This window comes from Sphingomonas sp. PL-96 (genome assembly GCF_020707215.1).
Lineage (GTDB): Bacteria > Pseudomonadota > Alphaproteobacteria > Sphingomonadales > Sphingomonadaceae > Sphingomonas.
The window spans coordinates 141,850-159,747 of sequence record NZ_JAJFET010000009.1 but is presented as its reverse complement, the minus strand read 5'-3'; the positions used below and the strand labels follow the sequence as shown (position 1 = coordinate 159,747).

Annotated in this window: 14 protein-coding genes; 7 read left to right on the top strand and 7 right to left on the bottom strand. The window is 67.3% G+C overall.

What is annotated here, in order from left to right:
• Nucleotides 1-446, bottom strand: a 446-nt coding sequence (locus LK533_RS15395) for a LysR family transcriptional regulator (RefSeq protein ID WP_229363962.1), incomplete at its 3' end; no start/stop codon positions are given.
• Nucleotides 447-555: 109 nt separating this feature from the next.
• Here LK533_RS15395 and LK533_RS15390 point away from each other — a divergent pair.
• The 3 genes from LK533_RS15390 (at nucleotide 556) to LK533_RS15380 (ending at nucleotide 4,677) form a co-directional block, all read left to right on the top strand.
• Nucleotides 556-1,254: a pirin family protein gene (locus LK533_RS15390; protein ID WP_229363961.1), complete on the top strand. Its 699-nt coding sequence runs from the start codon at nucleotides 556-558 to the stop codon at nucleotides 1,252-1,254.
• Between the two features lie 52 nt (nucleotides 1,255-1,306).
• On the top strand, nucleotides 1,307-2,227 hold the full coding sequence (locus LK533_RS15385) for a pirin family protein (protein ID WP_229363960.1): 921 nt from the start codon (nucleotides 1,307-1,309) through the stop codon (nucleotides 2,225-2,227).
• A 218-nt stretch (nucleotides 2,228-2,445) separates the two neighbouring features.
• Nucleotides 2,446-4,677 carry a TonB-dependent receptor gene (locus LK533_RS15380; protein ID WP_229363965.1) on the top strand — a complete coding sequence of 744 codons (2,232 nt, stop codon included), beginning with the start codon at nucleotides 2,446-2,448 and terminating at the stop codon, nucleotides 4,675-4,677.
• A gap of 82 nt (nucleotides 4,678-4,759) precedes the next feature.
• Here LK533_RS15380 and LK533_RS15375 read toward each other — a convergent pair whose 3' ends face one another.
• On the bottom strand, nucleotides 4,760-5,116 hold the full coding sequence (locus tag LK533_RS15375) for a hypothetical protein (RefSeq protein ID WP_229363959.1): 357 nt from the start codon (nucleotides 5,114-5,116) through the stop codon (nucleotides 4,760-4,762).
• A 295-nt stretch (nucleotides 5,117-5,411) separates the two neighbouring features.
• On the opposite strand from LK533_RS15375, the gene LK533_RS15370 reads away from it, so the two are divergent.
• From LK533_RS15370 to LK533_RS15360, 3 genes are read left to right on the top strand one after another with little or no spacing between them, the layout of a single operon-like run.
• Complete coding sequence (locus LK533_RS15370; RefSeq protein WP_229363958.1) at nucleotides 5,412-8,168, top strand: TonB-dependent receptor; 2,757 nt, start codon at nucleotides 5,412-5,414, stop codon at nucleotides 8,166-8,168.
• On the top strand, nucleotides 8,168-9,319 hold the full coding sequence (locus LK533_RS15365) for a glycoside hydrolase family 76 protein (protein WP_229363957.1): 1,152 nt from the start codon (nucleotides 8,168-8,170) through the stop codon (nucleotides 9,317-9,319). Before LK533_RS15370 ends, LK533_RS15365 begins: the two co-directional genes overlap by 1 nt.
• A gap of 48 nt (nucleotides 9,320-9,367) precedes the next feature.
• Nucleotides 9,368-10,714 carry a sugar porter family MFS transporter gene (locus tag LK533_RS15360; protein ID WP_229363956.1) on the top strand — a complete coding sequence of 449 codons (1,347 nt, stop codon included), beginning with the start codon at nucleotides 9,368-9,370 and terminating at the stop codon, nucleotides 10,712-10,714.
• 89 nt (nucleotides 10,715-10,803) lie between these two features.
• Here the strand turns inward: LK533_RS15360 and LK533_RS15355 are convergent, their stop codons facing one another.
• Both LK533_RS15355 and LK533_RS15350 read right to left on the bottom strand, forming a co-directional pair.
• On the bottom strand, nucleotides 10,804-12,111 hold the full coding sequence (locus tag LK533_RS15355; RefSeq protein ID WP_229363955.1) for an NAD(P)/FAD-dependent oxidoreductase: 1,308 nt from the start codon (nucleotides 12,109-12,111) through the stop codon (nucleotides 10,804-10,806).
• A 60-nt stretch (nucleotides 12,112-12,171) separates the two neighbouring features.
• Nucleotides 12,172-12,918: an SDR family NAD(P)-dependent oxidoreductase gene (locus LK533_RS15350; RefSeq protein WP_229363954.1), complete on the bottom strand. Its 747-nt coding sequence runs from the start codon at nucleotides 12,916-12,918 to the stop codon at nucleotides 12,172-12,174.
• A 162-nt stretch (nucleotides 12,919-13,080) separates the two neighbouring features.
• On the opposite strand from LK533_RS15350, the gene LK533_RS15345 reads away from it, so the two are divergent.
• Nucleotides 13,081-13,722: a TetR/AcrR family transcriptional regulator gene (locus tag LK533_RS15345; RefSeq protein ID WP_229363953.1), complete on the top strand. Its 642-nt coding sequence runs from the start codon at nucleotides 13,081-13,083 to the stop codon at nucleotides 13,720-13,722.
• Nucleotides 13,723-13,768: 46 nt separating this feature from the next.
• Here LK533_RS15345 and LK533_RS15340 read toward each other — a convergent pair whose 3' ends face one another.
• From LK533_RS15340 to LK533_RS15330, 3 genes are read right to left on the bottom strand one after another with little or no spacing between them, the layout of a single operon-like run.
• Entirely contained in the window at nucleotides 13,769-15,166 is a 1,398-nt protein-coding gene (locus tag LK533_RS15340; protein ID WP_229363952.1) for an efflux transporter outer membrane subunit, read from the bottom strand.
• Entirely contained in the window at nucleotides 15,163-16,326 is a 1,164-nt protein-coding gene (locus LK533_RS15335) for an HlyD family secretion protein (protein ID WP_229363951.1), read from the bottom strand. The genes LK533_RS15340 and LK533_RS15335 overlap by 4 nt, the downstream gene beginning before the upstream one ends.
• 3 nt (nucleotides 16,327-16,329) lie before the next feature.
• A complete protein-coding gene (locus tag LK533_RS15330; protein ID WP_229363950.1) occupies nucleotides 16,330-17,898 on the bottom strand; it encodes an MFS transporter in 1,569 nt (522 codons plus the stop codon).

Here is a 17,898-nt window from a genome sequence, read left to right as displayed (position 1 = left end):
CCCGCCTTGCCGTCCAGTACCAGCGCGGCAACTCCGCCCAGCGCCTCGACATGCAGGCGCAGCGAAACGGTAGGAAAGGCAACCGCGAACTCGCGCAGGATCCGCCCCAGCCGCTCGGCCGGCAGCATCACGTCGACCGCCAGGTGGACCTCCGCCTCCAACCCTTCCAGCAGCCCCTTCACCTTGGCGCGCAGCTCGTCGACGCCTTGCGCGATGCCGCGTGCCTCCGTCAGCACCGCACGCCCCGCCTCGGTCAGCTGCGGCTTGCGCGTCCCCTCCCGGTCGAACAGGCTCAGCCCCAGCTGTTCCTCCAGATTGCCGATGCCATAGCTGATGACCGACACCGCGCGGTTGAGCCGGCGCCCGGCCGCGGCGAAGCTCCCCGTCTCGACCACCGCCAGAAAGACGCGCAGTTGATCCAGCGTCGGCGTGCCGGGGTTCGCCATTTCAACTCCATCGAACGATGCCCCGCACTTTATCCGACTGATCGAACATGTCGAGGCACGCTATCTCTCTTGGCAACAAGCCGGACCCATCCGGTGCAGGAGACACGAGATGATCGAACTTCGCCCCTTTTCGAGCCTCGGCGGTGCCAACCACGGCTGGCTCGACGCCAAGCACCATTTCTCCTTTGCCAACTATTATGATCCGGCGCGGGAGAGCTGGGGGAGCTTGCGCGTCTGGAACGACGACACCATCGCGCCGCAGTCCGGCTTTCCGCCGCACCCGCATCGCGACATGGAGATCATCACCTATGTCCGCGAAGGCGCCATCACCCACCAGGACAATCTCGGCAACCAGGGCCGGACCGAGGCGGGCGACGTGCAGGTGATGTCCGCCGGCACCGGCATCGCCCATGCCGAATACAACATGGAGGACGTGACCACCCGGATCTTCCAGATCTGGATTCTCCCGACCCGCACCGGCGAGAAGCCGAGCTGGGGTGCCCGCCCCTTCCCCAAGGGCGAACGCTCCGGCCGGTTCGTCACCCTGGCGTCGGGCTTTGCCGAGGACGGTGACGCGCTGCCGATCCGCACCGACGCGCGGGTGGTCGGCGCCTCGCTGAAGGCGGGGGAGAGCATCCGCTACCCGCTCGGCAAGGATCGCCGCGGCTATCTGGTGCCCGCCACCGGTGCGATCGAGGTCGACGGCCAGCGCGCGAATGCCCGCGACGGCGTCGCCATCCGCGATCTCGACGCGTTCACCGTCAGGGCGATCGAGGACAGCGAGATCGTTCTGGTCGACGCTGCCTGACCCCTTCTCCGCCGGGCTCCGGCCCGGCGGATCCTTTTAGCAGGAGCCCCCCATGTCCATCCGATCCAGCGATATCGAAGGCGTCGAGCAGGTCATCCTGCCGCCGGTCCGCGACCTTGGCGACGGCTTCACCGTGCGCCGCGCGCTGCCTTCCGCGCATCGCCGCATGGTGGGTCCGTTCATTTTCTTCGACCAGATGGGCCCGGCGGCGTTTCGCGGTGGCGAGGGGCTGGACGTGCGCCCTCATCCCCACATCGGCCTCGCGACCGTCACCTATCTGCTCGAAGGCGAGATTCTGCACCGCGACAGCGTGGGCTCGGTGCAGGCGATCCGGCCGGGCGAGGTCAATTGGATGACGGCGGGCTCCGGCATCGTCCATTCGGAACGCGCCGGCCCGGAAACTCGCGCCGCCGGGGGCGGGCTGTTCGGCCTGCAGACGTGGCTGGCGCTGCCCGCGGACCAGGAGGAGGCAGCCCCCGAGTTCGCCCACTACAAGGCGGCCGATATTCCGGTGATCGAGGACGCGGGCACGCGCCTGACGCTGATCGCCGGCACCTCCGACGGGCTGCGTTCGCCGGTGAAGGCCTTTTCCGACCTGGTCTATGCCGACATTCAGCTTGGCACCGGCGCGCGCTACCAGCTGAAGGGCGAGCATGTCGAACGCGCCATCTATGTCGTTGCCGGTGCGATCGAGGTGGTCGGCCAGACCGGCGGCTTTGCGACCGGCGAGCTGGTGGTGTTCAAGCCGGGCGCCGAGATCATCGTCCACGCGCCCCAGGGTGCGAGGCTGATGCTGATCGGCGGCGAGCCCTTCCCCGAACGCCGCCACATCTTCTGGAACTTCGTGTCGTCGCGCGAAGACCGGATCGAGCAGGCCAAGGCCGACTGGCGCGAGGACCGTTTCGCTCATGTGCCCGGCGAGCAGGAGTTCATCCCGCTGCCCGCCGATCCCCGCCCCGTCCGCTATCCGTGAGCAAAACGGGCGAATAGGTTCGGAGCCGTCATCACAATTTCATCGAACGTGCGTAGCAGAGCGCCCGCGTCGCCCAAGAACAACACAGAAGAGGCGGCGCACTATAGGGAGGAACAGCTTTGCGGAACTGGAACAAGGTGGCGGCTCTGATCGGCGCGGCACCGACGGCACTCATCCTGGCAGCCGCGCCGGCGCTGGCGCAGGATGCGCAGCCGGCGATGGACGCCACCTCGCAGGCCCAGGCCGACGCGTCGGGGGACGCGCTGGGCGAGATCATCGTGACCGCCGAACGCCGCGAGCAGAACCTGCAGCGCGTGCCGATCTCGGTCGGGGTGCTGGGCGGCGACAGCCTGCGTGACTTCCAGGCAGGCGGCGACGACACGCTGCTGGCGCTGTCGGGCCGCGTGCCGAGCCTCTATGTCGAGACCACGACCGGCCGCATCTTCCCGCGCTTCTACATCCGCGGCCTCGGCAACATCGACTTTTACCTGGGCGCCTCGCAGCCGGTGTCGATCGTGCAGGACGATGTCGTCCTCGAACACGTCATCCTGAAGTCGAACCCCGTGTTCGACGTCCAGCAGGTCGAGGTGCTGCGCGGGCCGCAGGGCTCGCTGTTCGGCCGCAACACGACGGCCGGCATCATCAAGTTCGATACCTACAAGCCCACCCAGGATTTCCAGGGCCGCGCGCAGCTGAGCGCCGGCAGCTATGGCACGGTGAGCATGGACGCCGGCGTCGGCGGCGCGATCGTCCCCGACGTGCTGGCCGTGCGGGTCTCCACCCTGCTCCAGCACCGCGCAAACTGGGTCGACAACGTCTATGCCGGCCCCAGCGCCGACAGCACGCCCGTGCCGATGAAGAACGCGATGGGCGGCTATGACGACCGTAACGTCCGCGTCCAGCTGCTGTTCACGCCGACCGAGCGCCTGTCGTTCGAAGCGTCGGGCCATGTCCGCTCCTATAAGGGCACCTCGACGCTGTTCCATCGCGGCGCGCTGACCAAGGGCTCGAACGACGTCTCGGACGAGCCGCGCACCCGCGTCGCCTATGACGAGGCGAACAACAATCCCCAGGCGTACGACACCTATGGTGCGTCGCTGAAGGCGAGCTACGACTTGGGCGGCGCGACGCTGACCTCGATCACCGCCTATGAGACCAGCTCGGGCTACAGCCGCGGCGATACCGACGGCGGTGCCGCGGTCAACTTCCCGGTGGGCGGCGTCGCCAACGGCTATGGCGAGTCACAGGGCAATCTGCGCGACCTCGATCAGTGGACGCAGGAAGTGCGCCTCGCGAGTTCGGGCGACGGGCGCTTCACCTGGCAGGTCGGCGGCATGTATTTCGACAGCCGCGACATCACCGACTTCTATCAGCGCGCGTACTTCCTGACGACATCGGCCCGTAACCCCAACAACTGGGTGCGGCTGCACAACGTCAACACGTCCTGGGCGGGCTTCGGCCAGGTAAGCTACGAGCTGGTGCCCGACCTGACGCTGACCGCCGGCGGCCGCATCACCAAGGACACCAAGGTCACGGACCTGCTCAAGACCGCGGACACCGCGGCTGGCGCCGTCACCTATCGCGGCCGCACCCATGTGCGCCTGTCCAACACCGAGCCGAGCTGGGACGTGAGCCTGCTCTATGGGGTGAGCCCCGACGTCAGCCTCTACACGCGCGTCGCCCGCGGCTTTCGCGGGCCCACCATCCAGGGGCGCTCGGCGGTGTTCAACGCGGACTTCACCACCGCGGAGTCCGAGAGCAACCTGTCGTGGGAAGCCGGCGTGAAGAGCCGGTTGTTCGACAACACGCTGCAGCTCAACGCCACCGTCTTTGCCTATCGCGTCAGCGACATCCAGCTGAACGGCAATGACGTGAACGGCAATGGCGTGCTGTTCAACGCCGACAAGGCAGAGGCCTATGGCGCCGAGGCCGAGGCGACCTGGCGTCCGGTCCCCAACCTCACCATCGGCCTGGGCGCAAGCTGGCTGCATAGCGAGATCAAGGACAAGAACGTCTATGCTCAGGTCTGCGCGCTCAACGGGCAGGTCGTCTGCACCGTCGAAAACCCGACCATCACCCGCGGCACCAACGTCTTCGCCCAGATCGACGGCGAGCCGCTGCCGAACGCGCCGGAATACAACCTCGACCTGACCGCTCGCTATGACCAGCCGCTCTCGGACGGCGGCCGCGCGTTCATCTCGACCGACTGGAATCTGCAGGGCTACACCCAGTTCGTGCTCTACCGGACCAAGGAGTTCACCGCGAACGGCAACTTCGAAGGCGGTCTGAAGATCGGCTATGCGGCGCCCGACGACGCCTGGGAGCTGGCAGCCTTCGCCCGCAACATCACGAACGAGAAGAACCTGAAGGGCGTGATCGAGAACTACATGGCCGCGGTGTTCAACGAACCGCGCGTCATCGGCGTCTCGCTCAGCGGCAAGTTCCGCTGAGAACAGGGCGCGGCGGCCGGAACGGTCGCCGCGCCTTGTCCGCAATCCGCTCCGGCCAGGTGCCGGACCGGCGATTGTCGCGTTACGACCCGCTCAGCGCGCGCTTGGCGTCGAAGATCGCGTCGGCCGCCTTGTTCCCCACCCGCTCGGTGTCCTTGTCGAACTGCGCGGCGATGGCGGGCGTGGTCAGGCCATCCAGGCCCTGACGATATAGTCGCTGGAACTCGGCACGGTCGTTCGCCTTCGCAAAGGTGCGCGCGCGATATTCGGCGATCGCGGCTTCCACCTTCAGCCGGTCGCGCGGGCCCACGTCCTTCTTGGCGGCGCTCAACGTGCGCTCGAACGCTTCCTGGCTGCTGCCGTCGATGACCGTGGCACCCTGCTGCCCGCTACAGGCGACCAGCATCACGCACGCAACCACAGGCATCAGACGACGCATATCGCACTCCCTCACCAACGATACCGAAACGGCCTGCTGAGCAATGGGTTGCCTGCCGCTCCAGGCAGCCCCCTCGAAAGACCGATGGGTTGCGAGCGTCTTGATAGTACCTTTTCAGTGCAATCGACATACCAGTTAAAGTAATGCGCCGCTTTCCAGGGGACCTGGTAAGTACCTGCCCTCAACTAAGCAGATCTGCCGACTAATCTTAAAAGAAAATGCTTTACGATTAGGTGCGGGAAGCTATCCTTGGCCTCAGATGCCCGCCGCAAGAGCGGGCCTGAGGAGAGGTACCATGAACGTGCAGAAGGGGATCCTGCTGTCGGCCGTGTCTGGCTTGACGGTCATCTTCGCGTCGCCGGCCGCAGCGCAGACAGTTGCGCCCGTGTCGTCAGCACCATCTGAATCCGCCGGCGAAGCCCCGGCGTCGGCCGGAACGGACGAAGTCGTCGTCACCGGCCTTCGCCGCAGCCTTCAGAGCGCACAGGCGCTCAAGCGCAACTCGGACCAGATCGTCGACGCGGTCGTGGCCGAGGACATCGGCAAGCTGCCCGACAACAACGCGTCCGAGGCGCTGGCGCGCATCACCGGCGTCCAGGTCAACCGCGGCAGCGACGAAGCCGGCGGCGTGCAGGTCCGCGGCCTGCCCGACCTCACCACCACCTTCAACGGCCGCGAGGTCTTCACGGCGGAAATGCGCAACGTCGCGCTGCAGGACTTCCCCGCCGGGGCGCTTGCGGGGATCGAGGTATACAAGTCCACCACCGCCGACCAGATCGAGGGCGGCATCGCTGGCCTCATCAACGTGCGCTCGCGCCGCCCGTTCGACTTCCAGGGCTTCCAGATCGCCGGCGCGGTGCGCGGCACCTATGGCGACCAGGCGAAGAAGTACGACCCCAATTTCAACGTGCTGGTGACCGACCGCTGGGAAACCGGCATCGGTGAGATCGGCGCGCTGGTGAACGTGTCCTACACCCAGCTCCACTATCTGACATCGTCGCGCTACATCAACGGCAACATCGTCTCGCCCGGCGCCAACCAGCCGGTCGACGGCGCGCGCGACTTCGTGCTGCCGGAATCGATCGGCGTCTATTACGACCGCGGCAAGCGCTGGCGGCCCTCGGTCAACGGATCGCTCCAGTGGCGGCCCGCGCATAATGTCGAGATCTATGTCGACGGCCTGTTCCAGGGTGCGCGCACCAATGTCGAGAACGACTTCGCCGGCACGAACCTCGTCAACGACAATCCCGCGCTCACCAACATCGTCCGCAACCCGGACCAGCCGAACACGCTCGACAGCGTCACCGTGACGCCCGATTTCGCCGGCGGCCGCGGCATCGACTTCTCGCGCAGCACGCGCGCGGGCCGCACCAACACCTATCAGGGCGCGATCGGCGGCAGCTGGGAGATCGACGACCGGGCGACGCTCACCACCGACTTCGCCTACACCGACACCCGGGCAACCTATATCGACCACAACATCGACTATGCGCCCGCGACTGCGCAGTCGGCGGATGTCGTGTTCGACGTCGGCGGCGCGGACGGCGGGCCGCAGTTTACGATGCCGGGCTTCGACGCGCTCAATCCGGACAATTTCATCCTGCGCGGCATCTGGGACCGCCGCTCGCTCGCCAAGGGCAAGGGCATCCAGTGGCGCACCGACCTGAAGCTCAAGACCGAGCTGCCCGTCATCACCCAGATCGACTTCGGTTTCCGCTACACCGATCGTGACGCGCGCCTGCGCAGCGGCGGCCGCTATGCGACGCTGCGGTCGCTCGGCATCTCGCTCGCCGACCTCCCAGGCGCGGAGGATGGCGGCCCGATCCACGCCGGCTTCCGCGGCAGCGACGCGCAGCCCTTCCGCCAGTGGTGGGCACCGAGCCGCGACGCGATCTTTGGCAACATCGACGCGATCCGCGACCTGGCGCGTGCCGGCCTGGCGCAGATCGGCACGCCGGGCGCGCTGGAGGAACTGGCGCGCTATCAGTCGGACGTCCCCGCCTATGTCGCCAACGAGAAGTTCGACGCCATCGAGCGCTCCTATGCCGTCTACGGCCAGATCCACTATGGCTTCGACATCGGCACGGTGCCCATCGACGGCATCATCGGCGCACGCATCGTCAACACCACGGCGACCGCCACCGGCATCGGGCTGGTCGACAATGTGCTGACCCCCGCCACCTCGCGGCAGAACTATGTCGACATCCTGCCCAATGCCAGCTTCCGCGCACGGCTGACCGACCAGCTCCAGCTGCGCCTGTCCGCGACCGAGACGCGCAGCCGGCCCAACTTCAACCAGCTGAGCCCCGCGCTTACCTACAGCATCGGCGACACCCTGCCGATCCGCGGAAGCAGCGGCAACATCGACCTGCAGCCGGTGCAGTCAAAGAACTACGACGCGTCGCTGGAATGGTATTTCTCCAACACCGGATCGCTCACCGGCGCGATCTTCCGCCGCGACGTGCAGGGGTTCATCACCTACCTGAACGTGCCGATCACCATCCCCGACGTCGGGCAGGTCATCTTCAACCGGCCGGAGAATGGCGGCAAGGGTCGGCTGCAGGGTGTCGAGGTCGCGTTCCAGACCTTCTTCGACTTCCTGCCCGGCTGGCTGAGCGGCTTCGGCACCCAGCTCAACGCCACCTATATCGACGCGTCGCAGGCGCTGCCCGCGTCGCTGGGCGAAGCCGGCCAGGACACCGCCATCCCGGGCGTGTCCAAGTGGAGCTACAACGCGGTCGGCATCTATGAGAAGGGTCCGGTGTCGGCGCGCCTTGCGTACAACTGGCGCTCGCGCGTGACCAACTTCTTCGCCACCGACGATGAAGGCCAGCTGATCGGCGGCGAGTTCAACCGCCCGATCGAGCGGCTCGACTTCTCGCTCTCGCTGGAGGCGATGAAGGCGCTGACGCTCACCTTCGACGTCAGCAACATCACCGGCAGCCCGTATCGTGCGCTGCGTCAGGCGACCAACCTGCCGGACGTGAGCTATCCGCGCGACGTGCGCTACGAGAGCCGCGTCTTTGCACTCGGCGCGCGGTTCCGCTTCTGATGCGGCAGCCGATCCTCTCGCGCCGCGGCTTCGCGGCGGGTGCTGCCCTGGCCACGCTGCTTGCCGCAGCAGGCCGGGGGGCGCCCGCCGCCTCCCGGGCGGAGCAGTGGCGCGCGGCGATGGAACGCGGCTTCGCCCTGAACGACGGCACCGGCCTCTACCGCGAATACGCGCCGGCAGAAGCCGGCGACGCGAAATACGCGACCGAGTGGCCCTTCTCGCAGGCGCATATCGCCTATCTCGACCTCGCGATGACGGACGCTGCGGGGGCGAGACGCCATGGCGCAGCCCTTGCAAAGGTCCGCGCTGCCGAGCAGCTGTTCTGGTCCGACACCAGCACTAGCGGCCGCGGCGGCTATCTGTCGCGGGTCGTCGCACCGCTCGGCTCGGGGGATGACCTCTATTACGACGACAATGAATGGGTCGGGCTCGCCCAGGTCCAGCATTACCGCTTCACCAGGGACCCCGCCTCGCTGGCGCATGCCAGGGCAGTGTTCGAGCTGATCCGCTCGGGCTGGTCCGACGATGCCAGCCTCCCCTCGCCCGGCGGCGTGCGCTGGACGCAAAAGGCGGACAACGGCGACCGCAACACCGTGTCCAACATGCCCGCCGCACAGCTTGGGCTTCGCCTCCACCAGATCACCGGCGAGCGCGCCTATCTCGACGATGCGCTGCGCTACTATCGCTGGACCAACGCCGTGCTGCAGCGCCCGGACGGCCTTCACCACGATCACCTGAAGACCGACGGCACGATCGAAAAGACGGTCTGGACCTACAACCAGGGGGTTCCGATCGCGGTCAACGCGCTGCTGTCGCAAGTGACCGGCGAGAAGCGCTATCTGGACGAAGCGCAGCGCATCGCGGCTGCCAGTCGGCAACGCTTCACGATCGCGCAGCTGGATCGCCAGCCGCCGCCGTTCAACGCCATCTACTTCAAGAACCTGCTGCTGCTGGACAGCATCGCCCAGACGCGGGAGCATCGGCCCGCGATGCAGGCCTACGCCGATCACATGTGGCGCAATCGCCGCGATGCCGCGACCGGGCTGTGCCGCCCGCGCAAAGGCCGGATGGAACTGATCGACACGGCCGCGATGGTCCAGATCGAAGCGGTGCTGGGCTGGGCACCGGAGCAATGGGGCGGCCTCTACTGATGCAGCCCCGCAGCCGCGGGAGGTTCCCGCAACCAGGAAGGGCAACGCATGCCTGATGCTCATCTGCCGCAAAGCCGCGTCACCCTTGCCATGATCCTGAGCGCTGCCGGTGCGGCGCTCGGCGGCCTGTTGTTCGGCTTCGACACCGCCGTCATCTCCGGCACCACCGCCGCGCTCCAGGAACAGTTCGTGCTCAGCGATGCAGCGCTCGGCTTCACCGTCGCTTCCGCGTTGATTGGCACGGTGATCGGCTCGCTGGTGGCCGGCGCCCCCGCCGACCGGTTCGGGCGCAAGCCGATGCTGCTGGCGATCGCAGTCGCCTATCTGGTGTCGTCGCTCGGCTCAGGCCTGGCGCCCGCCTGGGCAGCGCTGGTGGCGTTCCGCTTTCTCGGCGGGCTCGCGATCGGCGCGGCCTCGGTCGTGACGCCAGTCTACATCGCCGAAGTCTCCCCGACCGAATATCGCGGACGGCTGGTGGCGCTCAACCAGCTCAACATCGTGCTCGGCATCGTGCTGGCGTTCGTGTCCAACTACGTCATCGCCTCGCTCGTCCCGCCGGAGGCGGCATGGCGCTGGATGTTCGGCATCGTCGCCGTGCCCTCTGCGCTGTTCCTGATCGTCACGGCGCTGCTGCCGGACAGCCCGCGCTGGCTGGTCCTCCGTGGCCGCGACACGCTCGCCAGGGGCATCCTTGCACGGCTGGGCTTTGCCGATCCGGACGCAGAGGTCGCGCACATGCGCCAGGCGGCCAGCCGCGTGCCCGATGCCACCGCCGGCCGGCTGTTCCAGCCCGCCTATTCGGTGCCGGTCGCCTGCGCCATCGCCATCGCAATGTTCAACCAGCTCTCGGGCATCAACGCGCTGCTCTACTACGCGCCGCGAATCTTCGCGCTCGGCGGCGCCGGTGCGGATTCCGCCATGCTCCAGTCGATCGCGGTCGGCGGCACCAACCTCGTCTTCACGATCCTCGCCCTGTTCCTGATCGACCGGTTCGGGCGCCGGCCGCTGATGGCGTTCGGATCGGTCGCCACCGCCCTCGCCCTCCTGCTCGTCGGCCTGCAGCTGGAGAGCGCCGCACCCAACGGCACGCTGGTGCTGGTCGGCCTGCTCGGCTTCATCGCCGCCTTTGCCGTGTCACAGGGCGCGGTGATCTGGGTGTTCCTCTCCGAAGTCTTCCCCAGCGCCGTGCGCGGCAAGGGCCAGGCGCTCGGCAGCACCACCCACTGGGTCATGGCCGCCGCCATCACCTGGGCCTTCCCGGTCTTTGCCGCGCGGCTCGGCGGCTGGGTGTTCGGCTTCTTCGGCGCGATGATGCTGCTGCAGTTGCTGTGGGTGTGGAAGTTCATGCCGGAGACCAACGGCGTCGCGCTGGAGGACATGGACTTCGGGCACTGAACGATGGCACCCCAAGCGGTCCGTTCAGGCGATTGACCCCGGAGACAACAGCCGGCGCCTGGTCAGACCCAGGTTCGCATGGATCCGTCTCAGGACAGCTTCACCCGTGTGCGAACACGGCGGTTCAGCGTGTCCGTAAGCCAAAGGAGCGATCCGCGACCAAGGCCGTGTAGGCGCGCCTGATATCGACGATACAGCATGGCATGGCCCAGCTGAGCGACCTTGCCCCGAATGAACCCGCCCTTGAACAGGCCAAAGCGTCCGAGCGTCCCATAGGCATCGTAGCCACCAAGGGACACGAGCGATCCGAAATCACGATAGCTCGCCGGCGGCGCTGCCCCGTCTGCGATCAGCGCCGGAAGGTGTCGGCAAAGGTAATCCGCCTGCTGGCTGGCCGCCTGCGCGGTTGTCGGCACGGGCGCGTCGCGGTTCGGCAGGCGCGGGTTCGCACAGTCGCCAAGCGCGTAGATCCGGGAGTCGCCCGGCGCCGACAACGTCGCCCCGACGACGAGCTGGCCGTTGCGCGATCGTTCGAGGTCGAGCGTGTCGAGTAGCGGCGGCGCCGTCACTCCGGCCGCCCAGACCATGAGCTGCGCGGCGATCGGCTCACCCTCCGCCATAACGAAGCCTTCTGCCTCGACCCCGGTCACCCGGTTGCCGGTCTGGACCATCACCCCGAGCTGTTCCAGCTTGTGCCTGGCTTCGTCTGCGACCTTTTCTGGAAACGCGCCGAGCAGTCGCGGTCCAGCCTCGATCAAAACAACACGCAAGTTCTCGGAGGCGTCTTTTGCACCATAATGCTCAAGCGTCGCGGTGGTCTCGATCAGCTCCGCTGCAAGCTCCACGCCGGTCGCCCCGCCGCCCACGATCCCGATCGTCAACGGCCGGCCGGTTGCCACGCTCTTCACCAGCTCCACCCGCAGCCGCTCGTTGAAGGCGATCGCGTCCGATCGGCAGTCGATGCGCGCACAATGGTCCGCCACGCCCGGGGTGCCGAAGTCGTCGGCGCGGCTGCCCACCGCGAGCACCAGCGTGTCATAGTCGATGCTGCGGGCGGCCGCGATCTCCTCGCCGTCGATCTTCAACGCAGCCAGGCTGACGCGGCGCCGCTCCCGATCGATGGCGACGGCTTCGCCGAACTCGAACCGGAAGCCGTGGCCGAGCGCGTGAGCGGCAAAGACCGTTTCCTGCGCCCCGGCATCCGAAGTGCCGGCAGCCACCGTATGGAGCATCGGTTTCCAGACATAGGCCGGCTCCCGGTCGATCAACGTGATGGCCAGGGGGTGATCGCCCGCCGTCTGGCCCGCAAGGCGGGTGGCGATATCGAGCCCTGCCACGCCGCCGCCGACCACAACCAGACGATGCGGCGTTGGAGCCGGTTCATTGCTCTCGGTCATCTCTTGGGATCCTGTTGGAAGGTCGGCGGCGCAAAGCGCGTGGGCACGCCGGTGATGACGTCAGCGCGCGAGAAAGCCGCCGTCGACCGGATAATAGGTGCCCGTCATGAACGAGGCGCGCTCCGACAGCAGGAAGCTGGTGAGCCCGGCGATCTCGTCCGGCTGCGCCAGGCGATCGACCGCGTGCAACCCGGCAAGGACGGCGCGCTCGTCGTCGGTCATGTCCTTCTGGAGCGCGGGCGTATCGACAAACGCGGGGCCCACCGCGTTGATGCGAACACCCGCCTTCGCGTAATCGAGTGCGGCCGTCTTCGTCATGCCGATGATCGCGTGCTTGGCCGTCACATAGGCGCCGTTGCCGGCCCAGCCGACCGCGCCGAGGATGGAGGCCATGTTGACGATCGCCCCGCCGCCGGCGTTCAGCATCGCCGGGATCTGGTACTTCATGCCATAGAATACGCTGTGCAGGTCGACACCGATCACGCGGTGCCAATCCTCGATCGCCACATCGGCGAGGGGCGTGGTGGGCATGCCGATGCCCGCATTATTCACGGCGAGATGCAGCGCGCCAAACCGTGCGACGGCGAAATCGACCGTCGCCTTCATGCCTTCGGCATCGCTGACGTCCACCTTGATCGCCAGCGCGCGATCCGCACCGAACGGCGCGACGAGCTGGTTTGCAGCGTCCTCGTTGAAGTCGGCAACGACGACCCTGGCGCCTTCGGCCAGAAGATCCCGCACCACAGCTGCACCGATCCCCGAGGCGCCCCCGGTGACGATCGCGACATGATCCTTGAACATCGGCATTCTTGATTCTCCTGCATGTCAGACAGAAAGAGGCGTGCGGAGCCACAAGGCCCTGTGGTCCAGGAAGCTTGCCTGCCTCGTCGTATCCACGGCTTGACGGGTTTAACACGGCTCAAAGTATACGGTTCCGTGTCTTTTTCGGCAGCATGGAGGGAGATGCGGATGAGCGTTGATGAAGAAGGCGCCAGGCCGGGGCGACCGGCCGGTCGCCCGTCAACGGCAGCGGCGGGTCAGCTCGAGGAGGATCTGCTCGATGCCGCACTGGGCGTATTTCTCGCCGGGGGTTTCCAGGCGGCCAGCATGGAAGCAATCGCCCGCGCTGCCGGTGTGACCAAGCGAACGCTCTATCGCCGCGCGCCGGACAAGCAGGCGCTGTTTCGCGAGGTGGTCGGCCGCCACGCCCAGCGTGCCGGGGCGCCGGCATTGCGGCGCATCCAGGGGGAAACCCTCGAAGAGCGCCTGAAGGTTGCAAGCGACGTGATGCTTGCGTGGTTTCTCCAGCCGGCGTCGCTCGCCCTATACCGCACCATCATCGCGGAGGCCGGACGTCATCCAGATCTCGGTCGTCTGGCCGAAGCGCCATTCCGGGAGGCAGCAGAGGCGATCGCCGCGATCCTCGCGGACGGCGACGCGCGCTCGCCCGAGCAGGTCGAACTTGGCGCGCAACTCTTCTTGCGCCTGATCACGGCTGAGCCCCTGGACAAAGCGATACAGGCGATCGAGCCACCAGGAACGTCCCCGGAGAAGCGGGCCAGAGCGCATGCGGCCGTCGACTTCTTCCTGGTGGGCTGGCGGAACTGGTAAATCCGGCAATCAACGGGACGTTGCGGATCGCCCGATCGAACCAAAATCAGCGTGCCGAACCTGCCTGTTCGCCGGCAGCCTGCCACCCGCCGCCGAGCGCCGCCCAGAGCGTGACCAGGTTGTTGATCTGCTCCTCCCGCACCGCGATGGCGTCGAGCTCCACCTGGTAGAGGTTTCGCTGGGCATCGAGCTGCTCGAGGTACGCGGCATAGCCGCCGCGGTAGCGATCGGTCGCGAACCCGAGCGAGCGCTGCAGGATCGCCCGACGTCGAAGCGCCGCATCGAAGCGCTCGCGAAGGGTCCGCTCGCCCGAAAAGGCGTTGTCGACCTCACCCAGGGCGCCGATCGTGGCTCCGCGATACGCAAAGGCGGCCTGGTCGCGCTGCGCGGTGGCGGTGTCGAGATTGGCCCGCAGTGCCCCGCCCTGGAAGATCGGCGCGAGGATGCTGGCGCCAAGCGACCAGATGCTGACCGGATCCCAATCCAGTCCGTCGACGAACAGCGCACCGCCGCTGGCCGACAGCTGCACGTCCGGCAGATATTCGGCGCGGCGCGAGGCAATCGTCTGATCGGCAGCGGCGAGCCGCAGCTCGGCGGCGGCGATGTCCGGGCGGCGGCGCAGCAGCTCGGCGGGGAGCGCTGCCGGAACCGCAGGGAGCTGGATGGCGGGCAGCTTGCCGCGCACGACGGCGCCTGGCGGATCACCCGTCAGTTCCCGCAGCGCATTCTCCTGCACGCGCCGGGCCTGCTCCAGCTGCGGAATGGCGAGTACGATGGCCTCGAATTCCGACTGGGACTGGGTGAGCTCGAGCTGCGAGCTATAGCCGGTTCGCGCGCGATCCTCGGCGATCCGCAGCGCCTCCCGCCGGCTGACGAGCGTGTTGCGCGTCACATCGAGTTGGGCATCGAGCGAGAGGAGCGAGACATAGGCGCGAACCGTGGCGGCGACCACCGACAGCCGCGCGGCGTCGCGGTCGGCCTGCGTTGCCCGATATTGCGCACGTGCCGCACCTTCCAGCGCGCGGACGCGCCCGAACAGATCGAGGTTCCATGCCGCCGAAAGCTGCGGCTGCACCGTCACGCTGTTCGTGCCCAGGCCAGTGATCTGGCTCAGCGACCGCTGCGCGCCCCCCGCCCCGCTGGCGTCGAGGGTCGGCAACCGCCCCGCCCGCGTCAAACGGATTGCGGCTTCGGCCTCCTCGACGCGTGCGACCGCGGTCAGCACGTCGACGTTGTTGGCGACGGCGCGCTCGACCAGCGGGACGAGTGCAGGATCCCCCAGCCGATGCCACCAGCTCGGCTCGACCGGCACCGTGTTCGAAGGGAGGGGATCGCGCCACGTCGTCATCGCGGGCAAGGCCGCGGTGGTGGGAAGCGGGCGCTCGGCCGGTGCACAGGCTGCGAGCGCGGTCCCCGCCAGGAGCAGCGATACCGCCACCCTCATCGGGCAAGCTCCTTGGGAGAGCCGGCGCCGCTGGTATCGACCGATGCCACGATCGACATGCCGGGGCGCAGACGGGCAGCGAGCGGCTGGTTCGGATCGAGCCGGATGCGCACCGGAATGCGCTGCACGATCTTGGTGAAGTTGCCGCTGGCGTTGTCGGCGCGGAGCACGCTGAACTCGGATCCGGTCGCAGGCGCGAGCTGCTCGATCCGCCCGTGCAGCCGCGCGCCCTCGAGTGCGTCGACGGTGAACGTCGCGGGCTGGCCCAGCCGCATGCGCGCGGTCTGCGTCTCCTTGTAATTCGCGACCGCCCAGAGCTGCTCGGGCACAAGGAACATCAGCTGCGAGCCTGCCGAAACATATTGGCCGACGCGCACCGATGCCTCGCTGATCTGTCCGTCACGCGGCGCGCGGATGACCGTGTTGCCGAGGTTGATGCGGGCGAGGTCGACCTGCGCCTCCGCCTGATCCACCTGGCCTTCCAGAGACTCACGCGACACCCGGGTGGACTCGATCGTCTCGCGCTGTGCGGCGATGTTGGCTTGCGCGCGGGTCACCCCCGCCTGTGCGGAAAGCTGGGTGGCACGCACCTGGTCGCGCTCCCGGTGCGACACGGAACCGCGACTGGCAAGCTCGCTTACGCGCTCCAGGTCCGCCGCGGCGCGGACGAGTTCCGCCTGCGCCTGGCCCAGGTCGGCGACGCGCGTCTGCAACGTGGCCTGGTTCTGGCCCAGCGTCTGCTCCCAGTTGGCGAGGTTGGCCTTGGCGACCCGCAACTGGGCCTCTGCCTGGTCGAGCTGCTGCTTGTAGATGCGGTCATCGATCCGCATCAGCACGTCGCCCCGCTTCACCTTCGAGAAGTCGCGGACGCGCACCTCGACGACATAGCCGTTCACCTGCGGCGCCATCGCGGTGATCTGCCCGCGAATATAGGCATTCTCGGTCCGCTGGATCGGGCTGGTGAACGGCCACAGGCGCCAGGCGTAGAGGATAACCACAATGCCAAGAACCAGCACGACCGCCATGATCGCCAGCGTCTTCTTGGACGTCTTCAGCTTCTTGGGGGGCGAGCCGGCGGATTCCTGCGCAGGCGCCTGCTCCTTCTGAGCGACGGCGGCGTCCGTGGTCTCGTCATCATTGTTGGTGCGCGTGTCGGTCATGGTTCAGACTGCTGCTGCGCCGGCGCTGGCGCCGGCAGGTTTGGGGTTCTGCTTCGCCTTGCGCGCCGCAACGGCGACGAGCCCGACGCCGTAGAGGAGGAAGAGCGAGGCGATGATCGCATTGAGCGTGAAGACGTCGTTGTAGGCGCGCACATGCGCCTCGCGCGTGGCCGTCTGGGCAAGCAGCGCCACACCCTGCGCCTGGCGGCGCACCGGATCGGTGATCACCGGCGCATAGACCTGCCCCTGGATCGCGAGGCGCTGCGCGACAACGGGGTCGGACGGCACCAGGTTGGCGGTGATCTGCCCGGAATATTCGTGCTCGCGGACCTGCTGGAAGGTTCCGTAGACGGCCGGCCCCGCGAGGCCGCCCAGCGCCTGGGTGGCCGAGAACAGCACCGCATAGGTGACGATATGGTCCGCGCCACGGCCGAGCGCCTTCATCACGGTGATGATCAGCAGCGGGGCCATGAACAGCCCCGCGGCCGCCGCGATCAGGAACTGGCTCAGCATCATGTCGTGCGGCCGGGTCATGCTCGTGGCGTCGCGATCGAGCAGGCTGCCAATGATCACCAGCACGACGGCGGACAGGATCTGGAGCGGCAGCGCCTTGGGCTTGAACGTCAGCGCGCTGATCGCAGTCCCCGTGGCGATCCCCAGCAGCATGATCAGGTAGAACAGCTGCAACTGGTCCGGCCCCATGCCGAGCTGGCGCAGCAGGCCCACCGCAGCGAAATTCTGCTCGGAAAGCAGCATCCGCATCAGGAACGCCCCGATCATGAAGCGCACCGCGTCCTGGCTTGCGAGCCAGCGGGTCATCACGAGCGGATTGGTGCGATGATGCTCGATCAGCCATGTCAGCGTGAACAGCACCAGCGCGACGATCAGCGCCACGCCCATCCAGGGTTGCTCGGTCCACCATTGGGTACGCCCCTGCGCAAGGACGGCGCCGACGATGGCCATGGCCGGTGCGAGCAGCGCAAAGGTCAGGAAATCCTTGGCTTCGAAGACCTGGATCCGGATGCCTGGCGGCAGCTTAACCGAGATCACCGCGGCAAGCGCGCACGCCGCAAGCCCGAACTCGAACAGGTACAGCGTCTGCCAGTCACCCAGATCGAGCAGCGGCGACGACAACATCCAGGCGACCGGCGTCCAGATCTGCGAGATGCCGAGCGCAATGCAAATGCCTTGGCCGAGCTTCGCCTTGGGAAAGGCTTGCAGCACGTAGAAGATCGCCAGCGTGCTGAGCGGTGCCGAGGCGAAACCAGCGACGGCGCGCACCAGCACCGCGGCGTGATACCCGCTGACGATGAGATAAAGGCCGGTCACGGCGAGATAGGCGACGATGCCCCATTCGGCGAACGTCCGCATGCCGAACTGCTGACGCGCCTTCATCAGGATGAGGTTGGCGCTGATGTTGGTCATCACATAGGCTGCGGGCAGCCACGCGCCTTCCACCGGCGTCAGTCCGAGTTCGCCCTGGATCTGGGGCAGGTTCGCGGACACCAGCGCATTGCCCAGGCCGGCGGCGGCGCTGACCAGCAGCCCCACTGCCAGATACAGGACGCGCAT